The organism is Frankia sp. CeTa3Moorea, assembly GCF_978021225.1.
In genome coordinates this window covers 83,383-105,184 of sequence record NZ_CDXDOR010000002.1, presented here as the reverse complement: position 1 = coordinate 105,184, position 21,802 = coordinate 83,383, and the positions used below count along the sequence as shown (strand labels likewise).

General features: G+C 71.3%; 12 protein-coding genes. 5 read left to right on the top strand and 7 right to left on the bottom strand.

Going from position 1 to position 21,802, the window contains the following annotated elements:
• From AC08OV_RS00985 to AC08OV_RS00970, 4 genes are all read right to left on the bottom strand, one after another.
• A partial coding sequence (locus AC08OV_RS00985; protein ID WP_476619145.1) for a SulP family inorganic anion transporter occupies positions 1-1,096 on the bottom strand: 1,096 nt, incomplete at its 3' end.
• A 459-nt stretch (positions 1,097-1,555) separates the two neighbouring features.
• Positions 1,556-2,125, bottom strand: coding sequence for a hypothetical protein (locus AC08OV_RS00980; RefSeq protein WP_462186637.1), 570 nt, complete (start codon positions 2,123-2,125; stop codon positions 1,556-1,558).
• Between the two features lie 107 nt (positions 2,126-2,232).
• A complete protein-coding gene (locus AC08OV_RS00975; RefSeq protein WP_476615457.1) occupies positions 2,233-2,427 on the bottom strand; it encodes a hypothetical protein in 195 nt (64 codons plus the stop codon).
• A 69-nt stretch (positions 2,428-2,496) separates the two neighbouring features.
• Positions 2,497-3,381, bottom strand: coding sequence for an LLM class F420-dependent oxidoreductase (locus AC08OV_RS00970; RefSeq protein ID WP_476615458.1), 885 nt, complete (start codon positions 3,379-3,381; stop codon positions 2,497-2,499).
• Positions 3,382-3,985: 604 nt separating this feature from the next.
• Here AC08OV_RS00970 and AC08OV_RS00965 point away from each other — a divergent pair.
• Positions 3,986-6,367 carry a putative bifunctional diguanylate cyclase/phosphodiesterase gene (locus AC08OV_RS00965; RefSeq protein ID WP_476615459.1) on the top strand — a complete coding sequence of 794 codons (2,382 nt, stop codon included), beginning with the start codon at positions 3,986-3,988 and terminating at the stop codon, positions 6,365-6,367.
• Positions 6,358-7,236, top strand: a complete 879-nt coding sequence (gene aat / locus AC08OV_RS00960; protein WP_476619144.1) for a leucyl/phenylalanyl-tRNA--protein transferase — start codon at positions 6,358-6,360, stop codon at positions 7,234-7,236. Before AC08OV_RS00965 ends, aat begins: the two co-directional genes overlap by 10 nt.
• 46 nt (positions 7,237-7,282) lie before the next feature.
• Here the strand turns inward: aat and AC08OV_RS00955 are convergent, their stop codons facing one another.
• Positions 7,283-8,596, bottom strand: a complete 1,314-nt coding sequence (locus tag AC08OV_RS00955; RefSeq protein ID WP_476615138.1) for an aminotransferase class I/II-fold pyridoxal phosphate-dependent enzyme — start codon at positions 8,594-8,596, stop codon at positions 7,283-7,285.
• A 583-nt stretch (positions 8,597-9,179) separates the two neighbouring features.
• Between AC08OV_RS00955 and AC08OV_RS00950 the strand changes: the two genes are divergently transcribed.
• The gene (locus AC08OV_RS00950) at positions 9,180-9,917 is read left to right on the top strand and encodes a class I SAM-dependent methyltransferase (protein ID WP_462186638.1); all 738 of its coding nucleotides are present in this window, start codon (positions 9,180-9,182) and stop codon (positions 9,915-9,917) included.
• Positions 9,918-9,964: 47 nt separating this feature from the next.
• Here AC08OV_RS00950 and AC08OV_RS00945 read toward each other — a convergent pair whose 3' ends face one another.
• The gene (locus tag AC08OV_RS00945; protein WP_476615137.1) at positions 9,965-13,348 is read right to left on the bottom strand and encodes a UvrD-helicase domain-containing protein; all 3,384 of its coding nucleotides are present in this window, start codon (positions 13,346-13,348) and stop codon (positions 9,965-9,967) included.
• Positions 13,349-13,670: 322 nt separating this feature from the next.
• Here AC08OV_RS00945 and AC08OV_RS00940 point away from each other — a divergent pair, with 322 nt between their 5' ends.
• A complete protein-coding gene (locus AC08OV_RS00940) occupies positions 13,671-18,779 on the top strand; it encodes an AAA domain-containing protein (protein ID WP_476619143.1) in 5,109 nt (1,702 codons plus the stop codon).
• Here AC08OV_RS00940 and AC08OV_RS00935 read toward each other — a convergent pair.
• Positions 18,716-20,032, bottom strand: coding sequence for an acetamidase/formamidase family protein (locus tag AC08OV_RS00935; RefSeq protein WP_476614240.1), 1,317 nt, complete (start codon positions 20,030-20,032; stop codon positions 18,716-18,718). The two genes, AC08OV_RS00940 and AC08OV_RS00935, sit on opposite strands and share 64 nt — an antisense overlap.
• Before the next feature lie 386 nt (positions 20,033-20,418).
• Here AC08OV_RS00935 and AC08OV_RS00930 point away from each other — a divergent pair, with 386 nt between their 5' ends.
• Positions 20,419-21,453: a thiamine-phosphate kinase gene (locus AC08OV_RS00930; protein WP_476614241.1), complete on the top strand. Its 1,035-nt coding sequence runs from the start codon at positions 20,419-20,421 to the stop codon at positions 21,451-21,453.
• Positions 21,454-21,802 lie beyond the last annotated feature (349 nt).

The window sequence follows — 21,802 nt, the reverse complement described above, 5'->3', positions numbered from 1 at the left end:
TGACCACCATGACCAGGGTCTCGCTGCGCGGCACACTCCGTAGTACCCGCGGGCTGATACTCGCCCAGTCGAACGTGCTGATCGACACCATGATCATGACGGCGACGAGCGCCGCCATCGGGATGATGGAGACGACGTCACCGAGCGCGGTGACAAGGATCAGCAGGAACAGGCCCGCGCTGAAGGTGGACAGTCTCGTCCGTCCCCCGGACTTCACATTGATGATCGATTGCCCGATCATGGCGCAGCCCGCCATGCCGCCAAGGAAACCGGTGCCGATGTTCGCCAGTCCCTGGCCGCGGCACTCGGCGTCCTTGTCTGATCGGGTGTCGGTCATGTCGTCCACGATCTGCGCGGTCAGCAACGACTCCAGCAGACCCACCGCGGCAAGCGTGAACGCGTAGGGCGCGACGATGCGAAACGTTTCGAACGTGAACGGCACGTCGGGTAGCCTCAGGACGGGCAACACATCCGGGAGATCTCCCATGTCGCCCACGGTCGGTACCTCGATGTGGCAGACCGTCGCGACCACCGCGATGCCGATGATGGCGACCAGCGGTGCTGGCACGACATGAGTGATCCGGGGGAAGAGGTAGATCACCGCCAGACCGGCGGCGATCATTGAATAGACCACCCAGGTCTCACCCGCAATATGAGGAAGCTGCGCGAGAAAGATGAGGATCGCGAGCGCGTTGACGAATCCGACCATGACCGGACGCGGCACGAAACGCATCAGCCGGCCTGCCCCGACCAGCCCGAGAATTATCTGTACGACGCCGGTCACGACCGTCGTCGCGAAGAGGTACTCGACCCCGTGATCCCGGACGAGCGGCACCATGACGAGCGCCATCGACGCTGTTGCCGCCGAGATCATCGCTGGGCGACCGCCCGCGATCGCAATGATCACTGCCATCGAGAACGAAGCGTAAAGACCCACCTTGGGATCCACCCCGGCGATGACCGAGAACGAGATCGCCTCAGGAATCAGGGCCAGGGCGACCACCAGACCAGCCAGCAGATCCGCGGTGGGACCCGCCAGCCATGCCGCTTTGAAACGTCCCCAGACTGCGTCCCGACTAAAGCCAAAAAACGGCACGATTACTCCTCGCCTGCAAGGGGGCACTCGTCGGCAGGCGAAGCCGGATGATGGCGGGTTGCCGACCAGGGCAGTGGGGATCGGTTCCGTTGGCGACGTGACTCCATCCACATACATCCAACTCTAACGTAACGGTAGGGTTGGCCGAATTGTCGGCTCGCACGACGTCGCGGACACCGACACCCTCGACCTGCCCGCAGCACGCCGGGCCGTCATCGACGCCCCGCCGTCTCTCCACCGATCCGGCCGCCTTCTCACACCAGCAGCCGAGTTTGGTCGCGGGTTGCCGGAGAACGAGACGTGGGTAGAGTCCCTCGCCGTCCTCGACCGCCCGGTGACTGCCAAGCCCCGGCTGGAGCGCCTGTTCGCCGAAGAATCCATCTTCGAGTGAGCGGCTACTCGGCCCCCAGACCAATCACTGCCTCCGACGACCTGTCGGCCTTCGACAGCGGTGAGCCCTCACTCGACGACTGGCTGCGCCGACGCGCTCTGGGTAACCAGGAGGGGAGTCCGGCTGAAGCTGCCGTGCCAGACAGCCTGGGCACCACTGTCGCCGATCCGGTAGACCTGCACGACCGAACCGGCGGCGGCGACAAGGCTGAGCACGGCGAGAACCGCCACGAGCAGCGTCCGGCCGGAACCGGTCGCGGTGCGCGCCGGAGCTGTTTCCGTTCCGGTGGCGGCCGAGCGGCGTGCAAGCACCCACGGCACCACGGCCGCGACGAACAGCCCGGCGGCCCAGGGCAGCAGGGTGTCGCCGAGTTCGGCGTGCCGGCGGACCAGCTCGTTCGAGGGCACGCGTGCCTCGAGCCACTCCCCCGCATGGGTGGTGAGCGGCACGCTCACCAGCGCGACCAGAGCAACTAGCGGGGTGATGACGCCCAGCCGGCGCCGCGCCGCCGGCCACACCGCGGACAACACCACCAGCATCGCCGCCAGCGGCACGAGGATGACAACCACATGCACGAGCAAGACGTGCGCCGGCAGTCCGTTGATCTCCGTTGGCCCCACGGTCGCCCCGATCGTCATCTCGCGATGTCCGCACCACGAGCCGTCACAGACAGAGAAATCCACCCCGGATTACGACAGAGGTAGTAGAAATATTACTGCTACCAGAAATATTACTGCTACCTCTGTCATAGACGAAACGGGGCGGCTAGGTACGCACCGCGCCCAGGGCGAGGCCTGAACGCCGGGGTGCCGGGGGCCGGGGCGGTCTCCCGCAGGGTGCGATAGACCTCGTCGAACTCGCGCACCGCCCGGACGCGCCGGTGCGGCGCGAGCATCCGGTGCAGCAGCCACCGCCGCTCGGCTGTGCGCGCGGAGTTCACCCTGGCATCCAGCCGGGCCGTCGGTGGCCCCCGGTGCCGGGCCGGCCGACGGGCCGGCCACCCAGAGGGTCAGGAGATCTCGGCGAGCCCGGCGACCCGCGGAATCACCTTTTCACCGAGTATGTGCAGAGGCTCGACGTGCCAGACGTCGCGCACGCCACCGAGAACCGCCTGGACACCGAGTTCGGCCAGGTCGTTCAGCTCGTCGAGAATCCTCTCCACATTCTCCCCCCTCGCTCCGACGTCAAAGGAGAAGACCACGGTCTTGAGGATGTCGTCGTAGTTCCGACCCTCGCGTTCACAGTGTTCGCGCAGCACCTGGAGCTTGCGCGCCAGATCGGGACCGGGAAAGAGGTTGCACGCCTGTGCGTACCGGGCGACGAGACGCAGCGTCTTCTTTTCGCCACCCCCACCGATCAGGATGGGTGGATGCGGCCGCGTCAGCGGCCGCGGCGAATTCAGTGGACGGGCCAACTGGTAGTACCGGCCGGAGAAGGGGCTCTCGTCACCGCTCCACATCCGCAGGCAGATCTGCAGCGTCTCCTCGAGCCGTTCGAACCGCTCGGCCAGCGGCGGGAACGGCAGACCGAGACCGACCGCCTCCTGTTCGTACCAGGCGGCGCCGATGCCCAGCCAGGCTCGCCCGCCGGAGAGCACGTCCAGCGTCGCGACGATCTTCGCCAGGGCGCCGGGCTCCCGGTAGACCGTCCCGGTGACCAGGGTCAGCAGCTTCGCGCGGCGGCTGTGGGCGGCCAGGAAACCCAGCGTCGGGTACGCCTCCAGCATATCGTTCTCGGCCGGACCGACCATCGCGATCTGGAAGAAGTGGTCCATGACGGCCAGGTAGTCGAATCCGACCGTGTCCGCCACGCGGACCACCTCGGCCAGATCCTCCCCGAGCCGCCCGGAACCGTGCGGGGAGGTGAAGTCGGGTAGTTGCAGACCGATCCGCATGTGCGCTCCTCCCCCGCCTCCAGCGCGGGAAGTGGGACATGACCGACATTTTCCTACCATGTCTCGCGACGGCAGCCTCCCGCCGCAGTGACCACGATCGGGCCGCCCTGACGTGATGAGTCGACGACACGGCCACGCCTGCGCACGGTCACCCCACCTGAACCCAACGCCACACCAGCAAATCGCGACAAATTTTTGCATATAAATGACAAGAGACCAAGATGTACGAGAATGTAGGCATGCCCGGCCAAGCCTCCGTCATGATGGTCACATGAGGCCCGAGTGGCGGGACCTCCGGGGTGTCCGTACCCTTTCCCTCGACGGAGGTAGCCCTGTCCCTCCCGCACGACCGGTCGCCACCGGCGGTGGTCGATTACCGGGCCTGCGGGGTCGGCACCATGGCCGCACCGGAGAGGGGCCGGAGGGGGAGCCGCCACCATCGCCCGCCCACGGCACACCCATGAAAGATCATCTTTTTCGGCGAACCGGCCGGCAAGGCGGCCGCCGGTGCCGCGGGTGTCGTCGCCGCGGCACCGGGCGATGGCCGTCGGCACGATGCCGGGCACGTGCGCAGGCTCCCACCACTCTGCGGGGGGATGACCGGTTGACCGCCTCTCCCCCTCCCCCGCGCCGGTTCCGTCTGATCCGGGCCGCCCAGCTCGTCCTGATCGTCGCCACGGTCTACCTGTCCGTCTCCGCGTTCGTCACCGTGCCCCGCATCGGCAACGAGACCGGGTCGCTGCGTTACGGCGTCGCCCTCGGCTCGGGCCTGATCTGCCTGTCGCGGGCGGTGTTGATCCGCGGCGAACGCCTGCCCTGGGCGCTGCTCGGCACCGGGCTCGTCAGCTACGGATGCGCGACGATCTACTACAACACGGCGGTCGCCGGCCGGCAGGACGACGACCTCGGGCCGTCGCTGGCCGATCTCGGCTGGCTGCTCTTCTATCCGGCGTGCTATGTCGCCGTCATCCTCCTGCTACGCAGAAGAGTGCTCCGGCTGCACACGAGCGTCTGGATGGACGCGCTCGTCGGCCTGCTCGGCGTAGCCGCGCTGACCAGCGGCATCGGCGTGGCGATGGCGAACTCGTATCCGCGCTACAGCGCGTGGACGATGACGGTGAACCTGATCTATCCGCTCGCCGACCTGCTGCTGATCCTGCTGATCGTCACAGTGTTCAGTCTGCTGGGCTGGCATCCCGGCCGGATGTGGTGGCTGCTGGGCATCGGGCTGGTGGGCTTCGCGATAGCCGACTCGCTCCTACTGGTCAGCGTCACCACGGACAGGGACCCCGGGTCCGGCCTCCTCAGCACGCTGTGGCTGTTCTCGGTGCTCATGCCGGCCCTGGCCGCCTGGCAGCGACCGCGCTGGCACCCACCGGCCAAGATGTCCGGCTGGGGCGTCATCGCGGTCCCGCTGGTGCTCACCGTGATCGCGCTCGGTCTGCTCGTCCTCGGCGCCGCGGTCCAGCTGCCAAAGATCACCGTTGGGCTCGCCGCGGCCACGGTGCTGACGGCACTGGCCCGCGCCGCGTTCACCTTCATCGAGGTCCAGCAGCTCGCCGAGAGCAAAGCGCTGGCCCGCACCGACGAGCTGACGGGCCTGGCGAACCGGCGTGGCTTCATCGAACGGCTGACGAAGGCCGAGCAGCACGCCACCGGGGTGGACACCTTCGCACTCCTCCTGCTGGACCTTGACCGGTTTAAGGAGATCAACGACTCGCTGGGGCATCAGGTGGGCGACGCGCTGCTGGCGCAGGTCGGAACCCGTATCTCCGACGCCCTGCGTCCCGGCGACCTGCATGCCCGCCTGGGCGGCGACGAGTTCGCGGTCCTGCTCGAACACTCGGACATCGAGGCCGCGAAACGCGTCGCCGACCGGGTGCTGGCCGTGCTCGACGATCCCTTCGACGTCGGCGGGGTGACCCTGCACGTCGGCGCGAGCATCGGCGCCGCCGTGTACCCCGACCACGCCGAGGACGCCCACACCCTGCTGCAGCGCGCCGATGTGGCCATGTATGCCGCGAAGTCGGGCCGCACCGGCGTGGAGTCCTACCGTCCCGGGTCCGACGTGAACAGCCTCGTCCGCCTCGACATGATCGAGTCCCTACGCGCGGCGCTCGGCACCGGCCAGCTGGAGGTGCACTACCAGGTCAAGGTCGACCTCGATTCCGGGCAGGCGAACGCCGTAGAGGCCCTGGTCCGCTGGCGGCATCCCCGCCGCGGCCTGCTCGGGCCAGAGGAGTTCGTCCCCCTGGCCGAACAGGCCGGTTTCATCCGGATGCTGACCATCGAGGTGCTGGAGACCGCCCTGGGCCAGTGCCGGCAGTGGCACTCCGCCGGATTCGACGTCGCGGTGGCGGTGAACCTGTCCGCCTCGGACCTGCTGGACCGTGGCTTTCCCGAACAGGTCAGCGGCATGCTCTCCGGCTTCGGGCTGAGCCCGACGGCACTCGAGCTGGAGATCACCGAGACCACGTTGATGCTCGACCGGGTCCGCACGGCCGCCGTACTCGGGGAGCTGCGCGACCTGGGGATCGGAATCGCCGTCGACGACTACGGCACCGGGTACTCCTCCCTGGCCAGGCTCTGGGAGCTGCCCGTCGACGTGCTGAAGCTGGACAAATCATTCATCCAACGCATGGAGGTCGACGGCCGGGCCGAGGCGATCGTCCGTTCGACGGTTGGACTCGCCCACGCGCTCGGCCTGCGCATCGTCGTCGAGGGCGTGGAGACCGCCGGGGCGATGCGGATGCTGCGGGATTTCGGCTGCGACCTGGCTCAGGGCTATTTCCTCGGCCATCCGGGCCCATCCGAGCAGGTGACCGAGCAACTGCGGCGACGGGCGCCGTCGGCTGGCATGATCGATCCGGAGACGATCGGCCGGACGGAGGAATGTCCCGGCGATCTCTCCCCGACGATGGAGAGTGCCGTGCTGAACGCCCCAGTCACCCCGGATCGGACGCCGGCGGTCAAGTCGTGGCGCTGACGGCGCCGCCCCGCGATCTCGGCCCCACCGTATGGGACGGGCTCTCGCTGCTGACCAGCCCACGCCAGGCCCCGGTCGCCGTCGGCGGTGAGCTGGATCCGGCGACGTTGATCGGCGCCTACCGGGCCGGTGCCTTCCCTTGGCCGGCGAGCGAGGCCGACGGCGGCGGCGAGGCTCACGGGGACGACGAGAGCGGCGGGACCCGCGGGGGCGGGGGGTGGCTGCGCGAGATCCTGCGGGCGGCGGTGGCCGCCCGACGCATCCCCCATCTGCCCCCGCACCGCCCCGGTGGGCTGGACCTGCCCTGGTGGAGCCCCGACCCCCGGGCAGTGATCCCGATCGGCCGGCTGCGGGTCAACCGGACACTGCGCAAGCGGCTACGTAACTGTGGGTGGACCACCACCGTCGACGAGCGCTTCGTCGACGTCGTCCGTGGCTGCCGCCGCGGCGGCACCTCCGAGTGGATCACTCCCCAACTGGTCGAGGGCTACGCCGAGCTGCACGCCCTGGGCTGGGCGCACAGCATCGAGGTCTGGGAGGGCGACGAGCTGGTCGGCGGCATGTACGGAGTGGGCGTCGGCGGCGTGTTCGTCGGTGAATCGATGTTCCGTACCCGGACCGACGCCTCCAAAGTAGCTCTGGCCGACTTCGACGCCCGGTTCACCGCGGCCGGCGGGATGCTGCTGGACGTGCAAATCGCGACCCCGCATCTGATCGACCTGGGTGCGGTGGAGATTCCGCGGGCCGATTTCCTCGCCGTTCTGGCCCGCGTCCGGGATGCCGACGTCCGCCTCAACCGGGACCGGTACCCGGTCGCCCGCCTTGCCCCGCATGGCGCCTCCGGCGCAATGCGGGGACCCCTGGCCTAGGGCGCCGTCCGGGGTCTCCGTCACCTCACCTCCGGCGAGCTGGGGTTCAGTCGCCGGCGCGGGCCTGCGGGACCGATACCAGGGGAAACCGCTCGACCGCCTCGGCCAGGACGGCCAGCAGATGATCGATCTCGACGTCGGTGTTGGCCGCGGTGACCTGGATGCGCACCCCGACCTGCTCGCGGGGAACGACCGGGAACGGCACCACACTCGCGAAGATCCCCCGTTCGAACAGAAACCGGCCCAACGGCTCGGCCTGCGCGGCGTCGACCAGGGGAAGCTCTATGATCGGAAAGCCGCTGGCGTTGAGCGTGAACAGGCCGAGCCCGCGCAGGCCGTCGAGGAACCGGCTGGTCAGGCGGTACAGCCGGGCACGGATGGCGTCCCCGCGTTCCGCGTTGACCCGCAGCCCGACCAGCCCGGTCGCCAGGGACGCCACCGGCGACGGGCCGGAGAAGACGTACGGGCCCGCGGTGGACTTCAGATACTCCTTCACCTCCGTGGGGCAGGCGACGAAGGCGAGCAGCGACGAATACGCCTTCGAGAAACCGCCGACCAGGACGAGATCGTCGTAGGTCTCGCCGAGATGGCGGACGATTCCGTTGCCGCGGCTGCCGTAGGGGCTCGACGCGGCGGCATCACGCTCGCCGACGACACCGAACCCGTGGGCGTCGTCGACGTAGAGCAGGGCGTCGTGCGCACGGGTGAGCGCCGCGAGTTCGGCGAGCGGCGGGCCGTTTCCGGTCATGCTGTGGACGCCGTCGACGCACACCACCCGGGGGTGGGGGCTCGCCCGCAGCCGGCGTTCCAGCCGGTCGAGCCGGTCCTCGCGGAAGCGCGCCACGACGGCGCCGTGGGCCGCGGCCACGACCGCGCCGTCATGCGCCGTCTGATGGGCGTGCACCTCGACGAAGAGGGCCCCCTTGCCCACGAGGGCGGGCAGCACCGACAGCTGGATGTGGGTGATGGTCGGGAGCAGCAGCGCGTCCTCGGCACCGAGGAGAGCGGCGAGCGTGCGCTCGATGTCGTCGTACATCTGCGGGCTGGCGATCAGCCTCGACCAGCTCGGGTGGGTGCCCCAGCGGTCCAGGTACTCCGGGACCGCCTCGATGATCTCCCGGTCGAGATCGAGGCCAAGGTAGTTGCACGACGCGAAATCGGCGAGCCAGTGATCACCGATCCGTATCCGGCGGCCGTCGATCTCGTCCACCGTCGCGTCGTAAAAGGGCGCGTGGCGGCGCAGGCGGTCCAGTTCGGCCCGCATCCCCATAGGCTGATCAAGAACGTGTCGCCAGGCCGGAGATAACGCCCCCGAGACGGGAGGCGAAGGCAAGTCGGGACTTTCATAGATCTGCGGCATCCCCGCGGCCTAGTCGCCCATGCCCTGAGCCGCGGCGATCGGCCAGGCGGGCGGAATAATCACTAATATCCCGGAAAGTCCAAATGGTCCAGTTTCTCGGAAGATAGTCGGGCCTGCCAGCGGAACCGGGTGCGCTACCACCATCACCAGTCCTCAGGATCGCCGGGAACACACGTCGCCGGGTTCAGGGAACGAAGAAGTACCAACGGGCCAAAGGAGCATCCAACACGTAAACAATAAACCTCGGAACCTGGATAATTCCACAACAAGCGCGATATGTTCCTGCTCTGCGCATCGGAGCCGGGAGACCGGGCGGACGTCGGGGCCACTCCGGACCGGGGGTCCACGCCACGCCACGGCCGAGGCGGATCCGACTGGCGGCCCGGGCGGCTCCCGCCGCCCGCCGAAGGCCCGCAGCCGTGGTGTTATCGTCCCCAGCATGTCTGACACGGCGGCATCCGCGGCGACCTCCACCGCGTCCACGGCTGCGGCTTCCACGGCTCCCCCCGCGGGCTCGAGGCAGGCCCCGACGCCCTCCGCGGCGGCCACTCCCCGCCAGCGGACCAAGGAGGAGGGTCCGCTGGTGCGCGCCCTGCCCTATTCCGGGTTCGGACTGTCGCGCTCGAAGACGCTGTTCCTCGCGCACCGCAAGGAGCCCGTCGACCCGGCCGGCTTCTACTCGCTGATCGCCGCGGACTCCGTGCGCCAGCTGATGCGGTACACCTCCCTGACCGGCCAGCTCGTCCTCGACGTCGGCGGCGGCCCAGGTTACTTCCGCTCAGCCTTCCTCGACGCCGGCGCCCGGTATGTGTGGGTCGAGCCGGACGTCTCGGAGATGGAGGCCGGTGGCCTCGAGGTTCCCGGCCGGGTCCGGGGCAGCGCCTTGGACCTACCGTTCCTCTCCGGAAGCGTTGATCTCTGCTACACGTCAAACGTGCTCGAACACGTTCCCGACCCATGGCGGATGTGCTCCGAGCTGGCCCGGGTGACCCGCCCCGGCGGGCTCATCTTCCTGAGCTACACGAACTGGCTGTCCCCTTGGGGCGGCCACGAGACCGCACCCTGGCACTATCTGGGTGGCGACCGGGCGGCGGCAAGGTTCGAACGCCGCAAGGGCAAGGCGCCGAAGAACATCTACGGCAAGACTCTGTTCCCGGTGTCGGTGGCCGACACCCTCGCCTGGGCGAAGCGGCGGCCCGACGTCGAGATCCTCGACGCGATGCCGCGCTATCTACCCGACTGGGCGAAGGTGATTCTCAGGATTCCCGGTGCCCGCGAGATTGTGACCTGGAACCTCGCGATGGTGTTGCGCAAGCGCTGAGCCGCCGGGCCGCGCGAGTGCCGGCCCGGTGGCTCCGGCCCAGCGGCTCAGAGGAGTCGCAGCTGCTTGCCCGGTGCCGGCCGGCGCGGCCGACGCCGCCCGCCCTCGGCCGGGACGCCCTCGGCCGGGGCAGAGGACAGCAAAGCCGGCCTGATATCCGCAAGAAACGGTGAGGGACGGGTCGTCACGACCGACCCGGCGCGCCGCCGGCTGGCCGCCGAGGTGAGGACCAACCGATGCCTGGCCCGGGTGACGCCGACGAAGAAGAGCCGGCGCTCCTCCGCCTCGGCGTCCTTCGTGCCGGCGTCGGCGGTTCCGCCGACGCCACCGCCCGGCGCCTCACCGCCCGGAATCCCACCGGCCGGACCGAACCGCATCGGCAGCAGCCCGTCCTCACAACCGACGATGATGACCAGGCCGTATTCCAGGCCCTTGCTCGCGTGCAGGGTCAGCAGCGAGATCCGGTCCGCCCTCGGGTCCAGCCCGTCGACCTCGGCGGCGAGCGTGACCGACGTGAGGAAACCCGCCAGGTCGTTGCCGGCCGCTGCGGCGGCCGGTGCGAGCAGCTCCACCGCCAGGCGCAGCTCGGCCTCGGTCGGCACCCGCCCGCCGGAGAAGCCGGGGAACCCGTCGGACGGCACGGCGCCGAGCTCGCTTCTCCTCGCCTCGGCAAGATCGGTGGCCCGTGCCGCCGCGTCGCGCAGTAGACCCGATACCGGACGCGGGACGCCGGGACCCGACGGACCCGTGGTCGTCAGGTCCTGCAGCAGGGCGAGCAGGCCGGCGACCGCGGGAGCGTCCGCGAGCGGGAGATGAGAGCGCCGCTGGAACGGGAAACCGCGGGTGGCCAGCGCTTCCATGATCGGCTCGGCCTGGCGGGCGGTCCGGTAGAGCACGGCGATGTCCGCGAAGGAGAACCCCGCGTCGACCGATCCGTCCACCCCCGAGTCCAACGCGTGGAACGAGGTACCGCCGAGCGCCGCGTCGATCGTGCCGACGACGGCGATCGCCTCCTCGGCCTCACTGCGGTAGCGCCGCAGCAGCACCGGGCCGTCGCCCTCGGCGCCCCGCACGGCGGTCAGGGTCCGGTCCGGGACCAGACTCGCGGGCGCGATCACATCGAGCGCCGTCCGCACGATGGTGCGGGTGGATCGGTAGCCGCGGGTCAGGGCGACCGGGCGGGCACTCGGGTAGTCCTGCTCGAACCGCAGGAAGAACCGGACGTCCGCACCCCGGAAGCTGTAGATAGCCTGGTCCGGGTCGCCGATCACGCACAGGTTGGCCGTGGGGGGACACAACAGCCCCAGCAGGCGGTACTGGAGTTCGTCGGTGTCCTGGTACTCGTCGACCCAGACGTGGCGCCACCGCCGCTGGTAGTGCTCGGCGAGATCCGGGGACGACTGCAGCAGGGTCAGCGGCAGGGTGATCAGATCGTCGAGGTCGACCATGTCCCGATCGCGCAGCGCGGCGTCGTAACGGGCGAGCGCCCCGACCAGGTCGTGGTCGCGGATCGCCTCGCCGAGCGCTCGGTGCCGCTTGAGCTCGGCGACACCGGCCGCCACCCGCCGGCGCATCCGGGCGTCGCCCTCACCGTGCAGCGCCGCGGCGATTAGCTCCACGCGCACCGCGTCGTCCGCTACCTGGACCTGCGGGCCCCGGGCGAGTTTCGCGTGCTGCTCACGGATGATCGTGAGCCCGAGGCCGTGGAAGGTCGTCGCGAGCACCCGTCCGGCGGCGTCACCCAGCAGGCCGGCGAGCCGTTCGGCGAGCTCCCCGGCCGCACGCCGGGTGAAGGTGACCGCCAGGCACTCCCCGGCCGGCACCCCGTGCTCAGCGACCCGGTGTGCGATCGCGTGGACCAGCGTACGGGTCTTGCCCGTTCCCGGTCCGGCGAGGACGAGCAGCGGACCGGACAGGTGCGAGGCGGCCAGCCGCTGCTCGGGATCCAGCCCGTCGAGTACCGACGGGGTCTCGCCGGAAACCGGCGTGAACAGCTGGCTGCCGGCCACCGCGGCGTCCCCCGGCACCACCGTGGCGTCCCCCGGCACCACCGTGGCATCAGAGGCCGGGCGCGCCCGCGCCGCGAGCGCCTCGTCGAGGGAGGGTCCCGTATCGATCCGGTCCTGCCCACCGGCCGCGCCGGATCCCAGGTCGAACAGGGTGCCACCGTCCCGGGCGAGCTCCCGGGGCTCGAACAACCGGATGACGCCGTACTCGCCGTCGAATCCGGCCTGCCTGATCACCTCCCCGCGGCGCAGGCGACTGATTGCCTCGACCAGCTCCGGCGATCCGGCCTCGGCGATGTCCGTGAGCGGTACGTCGCCGAGGATGTCGAGCTCCGGGCCCAGACGGGAGACCAACGACGTCACCTGACCCGCGACCGCCTTGCTCTTCGGACCCACGCCGAGGACCTCCCCGACGACCTCCGGCAGCGGAACCAGCGAGGTGACGCCGGGCGCCGTGACGGGGCGGTGGCCGGGCCGCCGGTCGGCCAGCGCCTCGACCCGGTTGAGGACCCCGACGGTGAGGCCACCGCCGCAGGTGGGGCAGCGTCCGCCGACCTCCCGGGTCTGGTCCGGCGTGAGGACCACCCCACACTTGCGATGCCCGTCGAGGTGGTACTTGCCCTCCTCCGGGAAGAACTCGACGGTCCCCGCGAAGCCCTCCCCGCCGCGCAGCGCGGCCTCGATGGAGAAGTAGTCGAGGTCGCAGGTGAACGCGGTCGCCTCCCGGCCGAGCATCGGCGGGGAGTGGGCGTCAGAGTTGCTCACCAGCCGGTAACGGTCGAGACCGGAGATCCGCCAGAACATCTCCGGGTCCGCCGAAAGCCCCGTCTCCAGGGCGAAGACCTCATCGGCGAGGTCGCCGTAGCAGTCCTCGACGGCGTCGAACCCGGACTTCGAACCGAGAACCGCGAACCAGGGCGTCCACACGTGCGCCGGGACCAGATAGCAGCCCGCCCCGCCACCAAGGGTGATCTCCAGCAGATCGCGGGAGTCCAGGCCCAGGATGGGACGCCCGTCCGCGGCGAGGTTGCCGATTCGGGCCAACGCCGCCGTGATCCGTCCGGCGGCCTCCCGATCGGGAGCGTAGAGAAGATGATGGACCTTACGGGTCCGGTCGCCCCTCTTGTAGATCGTCGAGATCTCACTGGAGATCATGAAGCGGGTCGCCGTCCGGCAGGAGGCCGGCAACGTGCGCAGCACCTCATGCTCGAGATCGGACCGCAGCCGGAACAGGCCGGGCTCGGCCGGGACCAGCTTCGTCGCGATCTCCTGGGACCAGGCCGGATGGGTGAAGTCGCCGGTGCCGACGACGGCGATGCCCTTGCGTGCCGCCCACCAGGCCAGGTGCTCCAGATCGCAGTCACGACTGCAGGCACGCGAGTACCGGGAGTGAATGTGCACATCAGTGTAGAACCGTGACCTCACGGATGCGTATGTTGCCGCACCCGCCTCGCCGTGCCGTCGGCGGCACGCCGAACCCGCACCCGGCGCACCCGAACCCGCACCCGGCGCACCCCGCGGACGGGCTACCCCCTCCTGTCGCTCCGCCGGAGAGGGGGACGTCATTATGCGTAGGATGCCGGCATCCTGCCGACCTCGCGGACGTGGCGTCACAGATCGGTGGCCCCGCGGATCGGGCGAGCGGATCGGGAGAACAGCGCCGACGGGAGGAAAGTCACGTGGCGACAACCGACGGATGTCGTTTCCCTCCCGGCGCGGGCGCCGGGATCTCCAGAGCGAGGTCCTGATGACGACGGAGACCGCCGGCCCCGAGCGGCATGCCGCCCTCGCCGACCGCTGTCACCGGCTGGTGCGGTTCCTCCATGAGGTCGCGGCGGCCCGGTCGGGCCGGATCCGGACCATCGAGGAGCATCCGCTCACGGTGTGGCTCGCTAGCATCCCGGCCGGCGTGCCGCTGTCCGAGCACGCCGGGGCCGGCGAGGTGCTGCTGACCGCCCCCGCCGCCACCGTCCTGCCCCCACCGCCGCCACCGCCCGCGATCCTCGACGGCCAGATCGTGCTGCCCGACGCGGCCGGCGCCGATCCCGACCAGCCGCCGGTGTGGAACGGCGCCGCCGCCGAGCAGACCGCCGCCGAGCAGACCGCCGCCGCGGCGGCCTACCAGGCCTGGTTGCCGCGATGGCAGCTCTGGGCGACACGCGCGCGCGTTGACGCGGAGCGGCGCAATCTGCACAACACGCTGCACGCGGTCGCGGCCCGGGTCGCCCAGGAGGGTGACGCGCTGGAACTCGTGCTGGCGACCGGCCTGCTGACCTGGCAGCCACCGGGCGGCCCCACCGTCCGCGAGCACCTGCTGACCACCCGACTGACCTGCGACATCGACCCGGTCACCTCCGACATCAGGGTGCGGGTCCCGGCGGGAGCCACGACGCGCCTCGCCGACGGCCCGCTGCTCGACGGCATCGCCGGCTTCCGCCGGGAACGGACGAACGCGCTGCACGAGCGCCTGCGGGGACGACCGTCGGCGCCACTGGGCCCGGACGACATCCGGTTGCTGCGGGACTGGCTGGCGCTGGCGCTCGACGTGCCGACGGACGGCTTCGAACCCGACCTCGCGCCGCCCGCGCCGCCGCCGCCCGACAGCGCGTCACGCCCGCGGGTGACCTTCGCCCCGGCCCTCGTCCTGCGCACCCGTGACCAAGCCGCCCTGCTGACCTACTACGAGCGGATGCTCGACGTCCTGCGGGGTGACGGACCTCCGCCGCTCGGCCTCGTCCAGCTGGTGGAGACCCTCGGCGCCGCCGACCGGCTGGCCTGGCTCGAGGCGGAGGGGGCGACGAGCGGCGCCGAGCTCGGTGCGGACCCGCTGCTCCCGCTCCCGGCCAGTCCCGAGCAGGCCCGGGTGCTGGAACGGCTTCGCCACGACAACGGCGTCGTCGTCGAGGGCCCGCCCGGCACCGGCAAGACGCACACGATCGCCAACCTGGTCTGCGCCCTGCTGGCGGAGGGGCAACGGGTTCTGGTCACCAGCCAGAAGTCGCAAGCCCTGCGGGTCCTGCGGGAGAAACTGCCCCCGGACCTGCAGCGGCTGTGCGTGTCGTTCACCGACACCGAGGAGGCACGCGGCGCTCCGGTCGACCAGGCCGAGAACGCGGGGGCGGGCCTGGACGGCCGGCCCGACCCGGTCTTCGACCCCGCCCCGGCCGGGGCTGAAGACGGAGCGGACGAGCTCGGCGGCATCGGCGTGGGTTCCCCCGAGCTCGCCGCGAGCGTGAGCGCCCTGGCCGCGGAGAAGGCCACCTATCACCCCGAGGCGCTCGACCGGCGGATCGCGCGGGCCGCCGCGCGTCGGCGGGAGGCGATCCGCGCCCGCGATGTCCTGGCGGACCGGGCCCGCGCCCTGCGGTTGGCCGAGCACACGGTGCATCCGGACAGCGAGGTGGCTCCGGGCTGGGGCGGGACGCGGGCGAGCATCGCGGCGCGGGTCCGGGCCGAGGCCGACGCGTCGCGGTGGCTGCCGCGGCCCGTGCCCCGGGCCACCGCGACCACCGCGACCACCGCGACCACCGCAGCCACCACGACGACGGGGTCCGGGCCTGTCGGGCCTGCGCCGGTTCCCCCGCCGTTGACCGGCGCCGAGGCACTGGAGCTCCACGCCCTGCTGCGATCCGGTCAGATGCGATCTGGTCAGGACGCCGGCGCGGACCGGTCCGCCAGCCCGGTGGTCGAGATGAGCCGGTTCCTACCCGCCGAGCGGTTCGCGGACCTGGTGGCCGCCGCCCGCGCGGCCGACGAGGCGGTCCGCCTTGCCCGCGCGGCCGTCCGTCCCGCGACCCGAAGTCTCCTCGACACGCTCGCCGCCGTCGATCCCGCGGTGGTCTCCCTCGATCCGCTACAGCAGGCGGTCGCCAGGCTCTCCCGCACACTCGAGGAGCTCGACGGGCGCGGGCAGCGGTCGCACAGACGGCACTGGGTTCCGGCGGCCCTCGACGACGCCCTCGCCGGCCGGGACCGGGTCCTCTGGGCGAAGGTGGCCGCGGCCACGCCGATGATCGCCGAAGCGACACGGCACGTGACCGAGCTCGGTCTGCACGCGGTCGCCCTTCCGACCTCCGCGTCCCCGGACGGCTCCGCCTCGGCGGCCGACGCCGGCTCCCCGGCGGATCCGGGCTTCGACCCCGCCGCTCTGCTCGCCCGGGGGGAGGCACTGCGCGAGCACCTCGACGCCGGGGGCGAGCTGCGGCGCAGGTTCCGGCCGAAGGTCCAGAAGGAGGCGGACGCGCTGCTGACCCGGACGCTGGTGGACGGCGTCGCGCCGACCACCCCGGAGCTGCTCGATCTCGTGCTCGTCCGGCTCCGGGCGGAGGTCGCGGTCGAGGCCGCGACCCGCGGGTGGGCCCTGGTCGGGATCGCGCCGCGGCCCACCGATCCCTTCGAGGTACGCCTGTCCCGACTGGTTGAGGCGCAGGAGGCCGTCACCGAGATCCAGGCGGTCGTGGCGGCGCGGGACCGGGTCGTGGCGATCCTGGAGGACATCGTGCCCGGCCGGGCACCGGCGGTGGACTCCGCCGAGCGCGTCCGGGATCTCGCGGCCGTCATGGCCGCGCTGCGCCCGATGGCAGCCGCCGCCGACGCCGAGCAGGCGCTGGGGGAACTGCGGGAGGGCTACGCCGAGCTTGCCACCGCGGCGGGCGCGCCGTCCGAGGTCGCCGAGCTGGCCGGCGCGGTGGCGGCCCGCAATGTGGCCGCGTACACGCGGACCCGGGCCGCGCTCGCCACCACCATGGCTGCCCGGGAGGTGGCGCTGCGCCGGGACGAGCTGCTCGGCCGGCTGCGCGCGGCGCATCCCGACCTCGCCGATCTTCTCGTCTCGACGGCCGGCGCGACCCGGCCCAATGGAGCTGAGATCTGGCCGGCCAGGCTCGCGGCGTTCACGACCGCCTGGTCCTGGGCGGTGGCCGCGAGCTGGCTGACCGCCACGGCCGCCGGCGCCGCCACGGCCGCCGGCGCCGGCGCGGCTCCCGGCGGCCCGGCTGGACCACCCGTCGATCTGGACGCCGAGCTGGACGCGGCGGAGGACATGGTCGCCGCGGCCACCGCGGAGCTGGCCGGCGCCCGCGCGTGGAAACACTGCCTCGAACGGATGGGCGCCGAGCAGTCGGCCGCACTGCGCGCCTATGCCGACGCGGTGGCGGCCAGCGGCACCTTCGGCGGCCGCCACGCCGAACGTTTCCGCCAGGCCGCCCGGGAGGCGATGGAGATCGCCCAGACGGCGGTGCCGGCCTGGGTCATGCCGATCCGGGAGGTGCTGTCGACGATCCCGGCAGTGCGCGACAGCTTCGACGTCGTGATCGTCGACGAAGGCAGTCAGGCCGGGCTCGACAGCCTGTTCCTGCTCTGGCTCGCCCCACGGGTGATCGTCGTGGGCGACGACCGGCAGTGCACGCCGCCGGTGGAGGTCACGGACGAGCTCGACCGGGTCTTCGACCGGCTGGAGGCCCTGCTGCCGGAGGTGCCGGCGTGGCTGCGCGTCGGGTTCACCCCCCGGTCTAGCCTGTTCACGCTGTTGCGGACCCGCTTCGGCGAGGTGATCCGGCTGCGGGAGCACTTCCGGTGCATGCCGGAAATCATCGAGTGGTCGTCGGCCATGTTCTACCGGGACGCGCCGCTGCTTCCCCTGCGCCAGTTCGGCGCCGACCGGCTGCCGCCGCTGGTCGCCCGGTTCGTTCCCCATGGTTTCACCACAGACGCGGGCCTCGGTCCACGCAATCCGGCCGAGGCCGATGCCCTGGTCGCGCAGGTGCTCTCCTGCGCCGAGGATCCCCGGTACGCCCGGCTCTCCTTCGGCGTCGTCGTCCCGCAGGGCACCGCGCAGGCGGCGCTGATCCGCGACCAGCTGGCCGACCGGATGTCCGCCGCCGAGCACCAGCGTCGACGGCTGCGGGTGGGCGTCCCCGCCGACTTCCAGGGCGACGAGCGCGACGTCGTCTTCCTGTCCCTGGTGGTGGCGCCCGACTCGCGCATCACCCCGCTGACCCGACTGGAGTACCAGCGGCGGTTCAACGTCGCGGCCTCCCGGGCCCGCGACCAGGTCTGGCTGTTCCACTCCGTACCGGTTACCGATCTTGACCCCCGCGATCTGCGGCACAACTATCTGAGCTACGTGCTGTCCACGACGCACCCGGCGACCGCCGGCCGCGGCGAGGAGCCCCCGGCGCTCGCCGAGGTGCCGGCCAACCGTCCGCATCCGGCCTTCGGATCCCTGTTCGAACAGCGGGTCTTCCGGGAGATCGCCGGCCGCGGCTACCTGGTCACCCCGCAGGTGGAGGTCAACGGTCGGCGGGTCGACCTGGTCGTCTCCGGCGGTCGGGCCCGGCTCGCCGTCGAGTGCGACGGGGACGTCGGCTCCGGTCCGGACGAGATCGCGCACGAGTTCGCCCGGGAGCGCGAGCTGCGCCGGGCGGGCTGGCGGTTCTGGCGGGTCCGCCAGTCCGAGTTCGAGCTCGACACCGACGCCGCGTTGGCCTCGTTGTGGCCGCGGCTGGCGAGGGCCGGCATCGCGCCCGTGAACACCGGGGCGCGACGACCGCGGGACGATGCCGCCATCGGCCTCCCCCGCGTCGAACACTCCACCGTCCGGGCGAGCGCCGACGAGGCGCTGCACCGGTGGCGGCCCATCGCCCTATCCGATCTGGAGGGCCTCGACGACGCACCGCCGGACGCCGATCCGCACGATCCGGCCCGTGATCCGGCCCCTGCCCCCCGGCGAGGCGCGGGCGCGGCCCTGGGCGCCGGTGGGGGCGACCGCTCCCCGCGGGCCGAACGGGTCGGTCAGGCCGGCGGCCCGGCCACCCCGCCCGGTTCGAACGGCGCCGGCAGGACGTCGGGACCGTGATCGTCGTGGGGATGCCTCGACGCCTGCTCCGGCGTCTTCTCCGCGGCGTGTCCCGGATCCGTCGGGTCCTCGGTCTCCGAGTCGCCCACGCCGGCGATCCGCACGAGTCCGGGTCGCGGCAGTCGCGGCTTCACGGTCGGCAGTTCGGTGAAATCCGCCCGGCGGATGCGGCAGAACGCGCTCTGGGTTCCGGTGCCGAGCTGGCACGCCCCGAAGTCGGCTGCGGCGGACAGGTAGGCAAGCGCCTCGGTCCGGTCGAGCCCGACCCGGCTCTGTAGGAAGACCACCGCCGACCGCGCCGCGCGGCGGACGGACTCGGCGAGGTCAACGTCGAGCCCCAGGGTGACCCAGGCCGTGTCGGTCTCGATGAACGGTTCCCGCAGCGCGCCGAGAACCGACCGGGCCGCCGTGTCACGCAGCACGGTCAGCCGCAGCGTCGCCCGCAGCGGGCCATCCAGGGCGGTGGCACCGATCTTCCCGTCTCCGAGGGCGTAATGCGGATCGCCGACGGCGAACAACGCGCCGCTCACCTGGACCGGCAGGAACAGCCGCGCGCCCGCGCCGAGTTCCCGGCAGTCCAGGGCGCCGCCGTGCGGACCGATCGAGGTGGAGGGGACAATCTCGATCGTAGTGTCCACGCCGACCGCCATGATTCCCAGGAACGGCGCCAACGGAAACCGGGTCCTGCTGCCGTTCACACTGGTCAGGGCGCCGAACAGGCGGCCCCGCCGGCGCTCCACAGCGCAGAAGGTGGTAACGGTGCGGAAGCGTTGCCAATGGCGGGCGTCGGCGTCCGAGTCCGGTGGCCCCCCCGCGGGGAACTCCCCGGCGAGCAGGCCCGCGCCATGGCGGGTCGAGACGATCCCATACCGTGCGCGGGGATGCAGCGAGACCATCTCAACCCGCAGCATGTCCCCCGGTTCCGCGCCCCGGACGAACACCGGTCCGGTGACGATGTGGGTGCCGTCCACCCCGAACCGGTGCGGGATACCCGAAGCGGCGATCGCCCGGGCGTCGGCCAGCACCTCCGACGGCGCGACCCCAAAACCGGCGAAGAAGGCGTCGGGATCGCGCCCCTGGTCGCAGAGGATCCCCTCCTGGCTGACCGTATCGAAGGTGACCGTGGCGCCGGAGTCGACACTGAGAACCGGCCTGGTCAGGGCGTTCGGCAGCTCACCCCATCTGATGGTCTCGGGGGTGGAGGGCAGGTAGTGCCTTCCCTCGATCCTTCCTCGGCCAGGCTGCAGCGCCACCCGGCCCTACCTGGACCGATGCCTGGTCAGCGGACCTCCGCTGGGCCGAATCGCCTGGGCGCGCGGCTGACCGGCCCCACGGATCACGGCAGGCCGCGGACGACATACACGCGGACAGGTCTGGCTTCGCACGCGCGTCAGATTTCCAGTGACATATGTCGGGAAGGTGACGCGGACGTTGCGATCACGGTCATTCCGCTGTTTCCGGGTACCCGGTGCGGTCAGGGCCGCGTCCACCCGTCGGTGCCGCCTCCGGCCGGGGGTCCCGGGTCCGGCCGGTCGGTCCGGCCGGTCGGTCCGGCCAGTCGGTCCGGGAGTCGGCGGGGTCGGGAAACTCCGACGAGGATGAAATATCCAGATCAGTAGGGTATTGGAGGATATGGCGAGTGGGAAGTCACGGGAAACCCCCGGCGGGCGCAACGCTGCGTGATCTGGGTGAGTTCGGCTTGATCGAGGCTGTGACGGCGCGTTTCTCCCATGGACGGGACGTGCTGGTCGGCCCCGGGGACGATGCGGCGGTGCTGGCCGCCCCGGACGGTCGGGTGGTCGTCACCACCGACCTGCTGCTCGAAGGACGCCACTTCCGCCGGGACTGGTCGTCCGCGGTGGATGTCGGGCACAAGGCCGCCGCGCAGAACCTCGCCGACGTGGCGTCGATGGGGGCGAGGCCCACCGGCCTGTTCCTCGGATTCGCCGCACCCGGCGACCTCGCGGTCGACTGGGCCCTGGCGATGGCCGACGGAATGGCCGAGGAATGCGCGTATGCCGGTGCCTCCGTGTCCGGCGGGGACGTCAGCTCCGCGGATTCGATCATGCTCGGGGTGACCGCGCTCGGTGACCTGCAGGGCCGGCCGCCGGTCCTGCGCTCGGGCGCCCGGCCCGGTGATGCCGTGGTGCTCGCTGGTCGTCTCGGGTGGGCCCAGGCGGGGCTGGCCCTACTCACGGCGGGTTCGGCAGCCGGCGACTCCCGATGGGTCGACGACCCGCGATGGAAGGAGCTGATCGCGGCGCATCGCCGGCCCCGGCCACCCTACGCGCTCGGGCCGGTGCTCGCCGCCGCGGGCGCGCACGCCATGTGCGACGTCTCGGACGGTCTCGTGGCGGATCTCGGCCACATCGCCGTGGCATCGGGGGTGTCCATCAATCTCGCGCCGGAAGCCTTCCTGATCGACGAGGCGATGCGGTCGGCCGGGGCCGCCCTTGATGTGGACCCGTTGCGCTGGGTACTCGACGGCGGCGAGGATCACGCGCTGGTCGCCTGCCTTCCCCCAGGAGTGACCCCGCCGGCCGGGTGCGTAATGATCGGTTCGGTCCTGAGCGGCGCGGGACCGGTCGGCGCGGGGGTGACAGTGGACGGGGAGCGTCCCGTAGGCAGCGGCGGGTGGGACCACTACGGACAGTCCGTGACGGACGCACTCTGACCCCGGGCAAACCAAGGGACAACGACACCAAGGGAGAAAGGGCACCAAGGAGCAGAAACATCAAGAGGAAGACGCCGGCCCGCCAGGTCGCCTCACGGGCGTAGGTCGCTCGAAGCGACATTTATTGGGTCCGGGGGCCATGATGCGGGCCGGCGTCACCGAGCATAACCGACGGCCCGCCCAGGAGTATCCCCACCGTGCGGTGAACGATCGAACGATCTCACTCTCGCCCTGATTGGCTGTAGCTGCCGGCCGTTCCCGGCGCCGGTCCGCGTATCCCGGAGAACACGCCGAGCAAGCTACTCGTAACCGATCGGAGGACAGATCGGGGGGAGCAGGTCGAACCAGG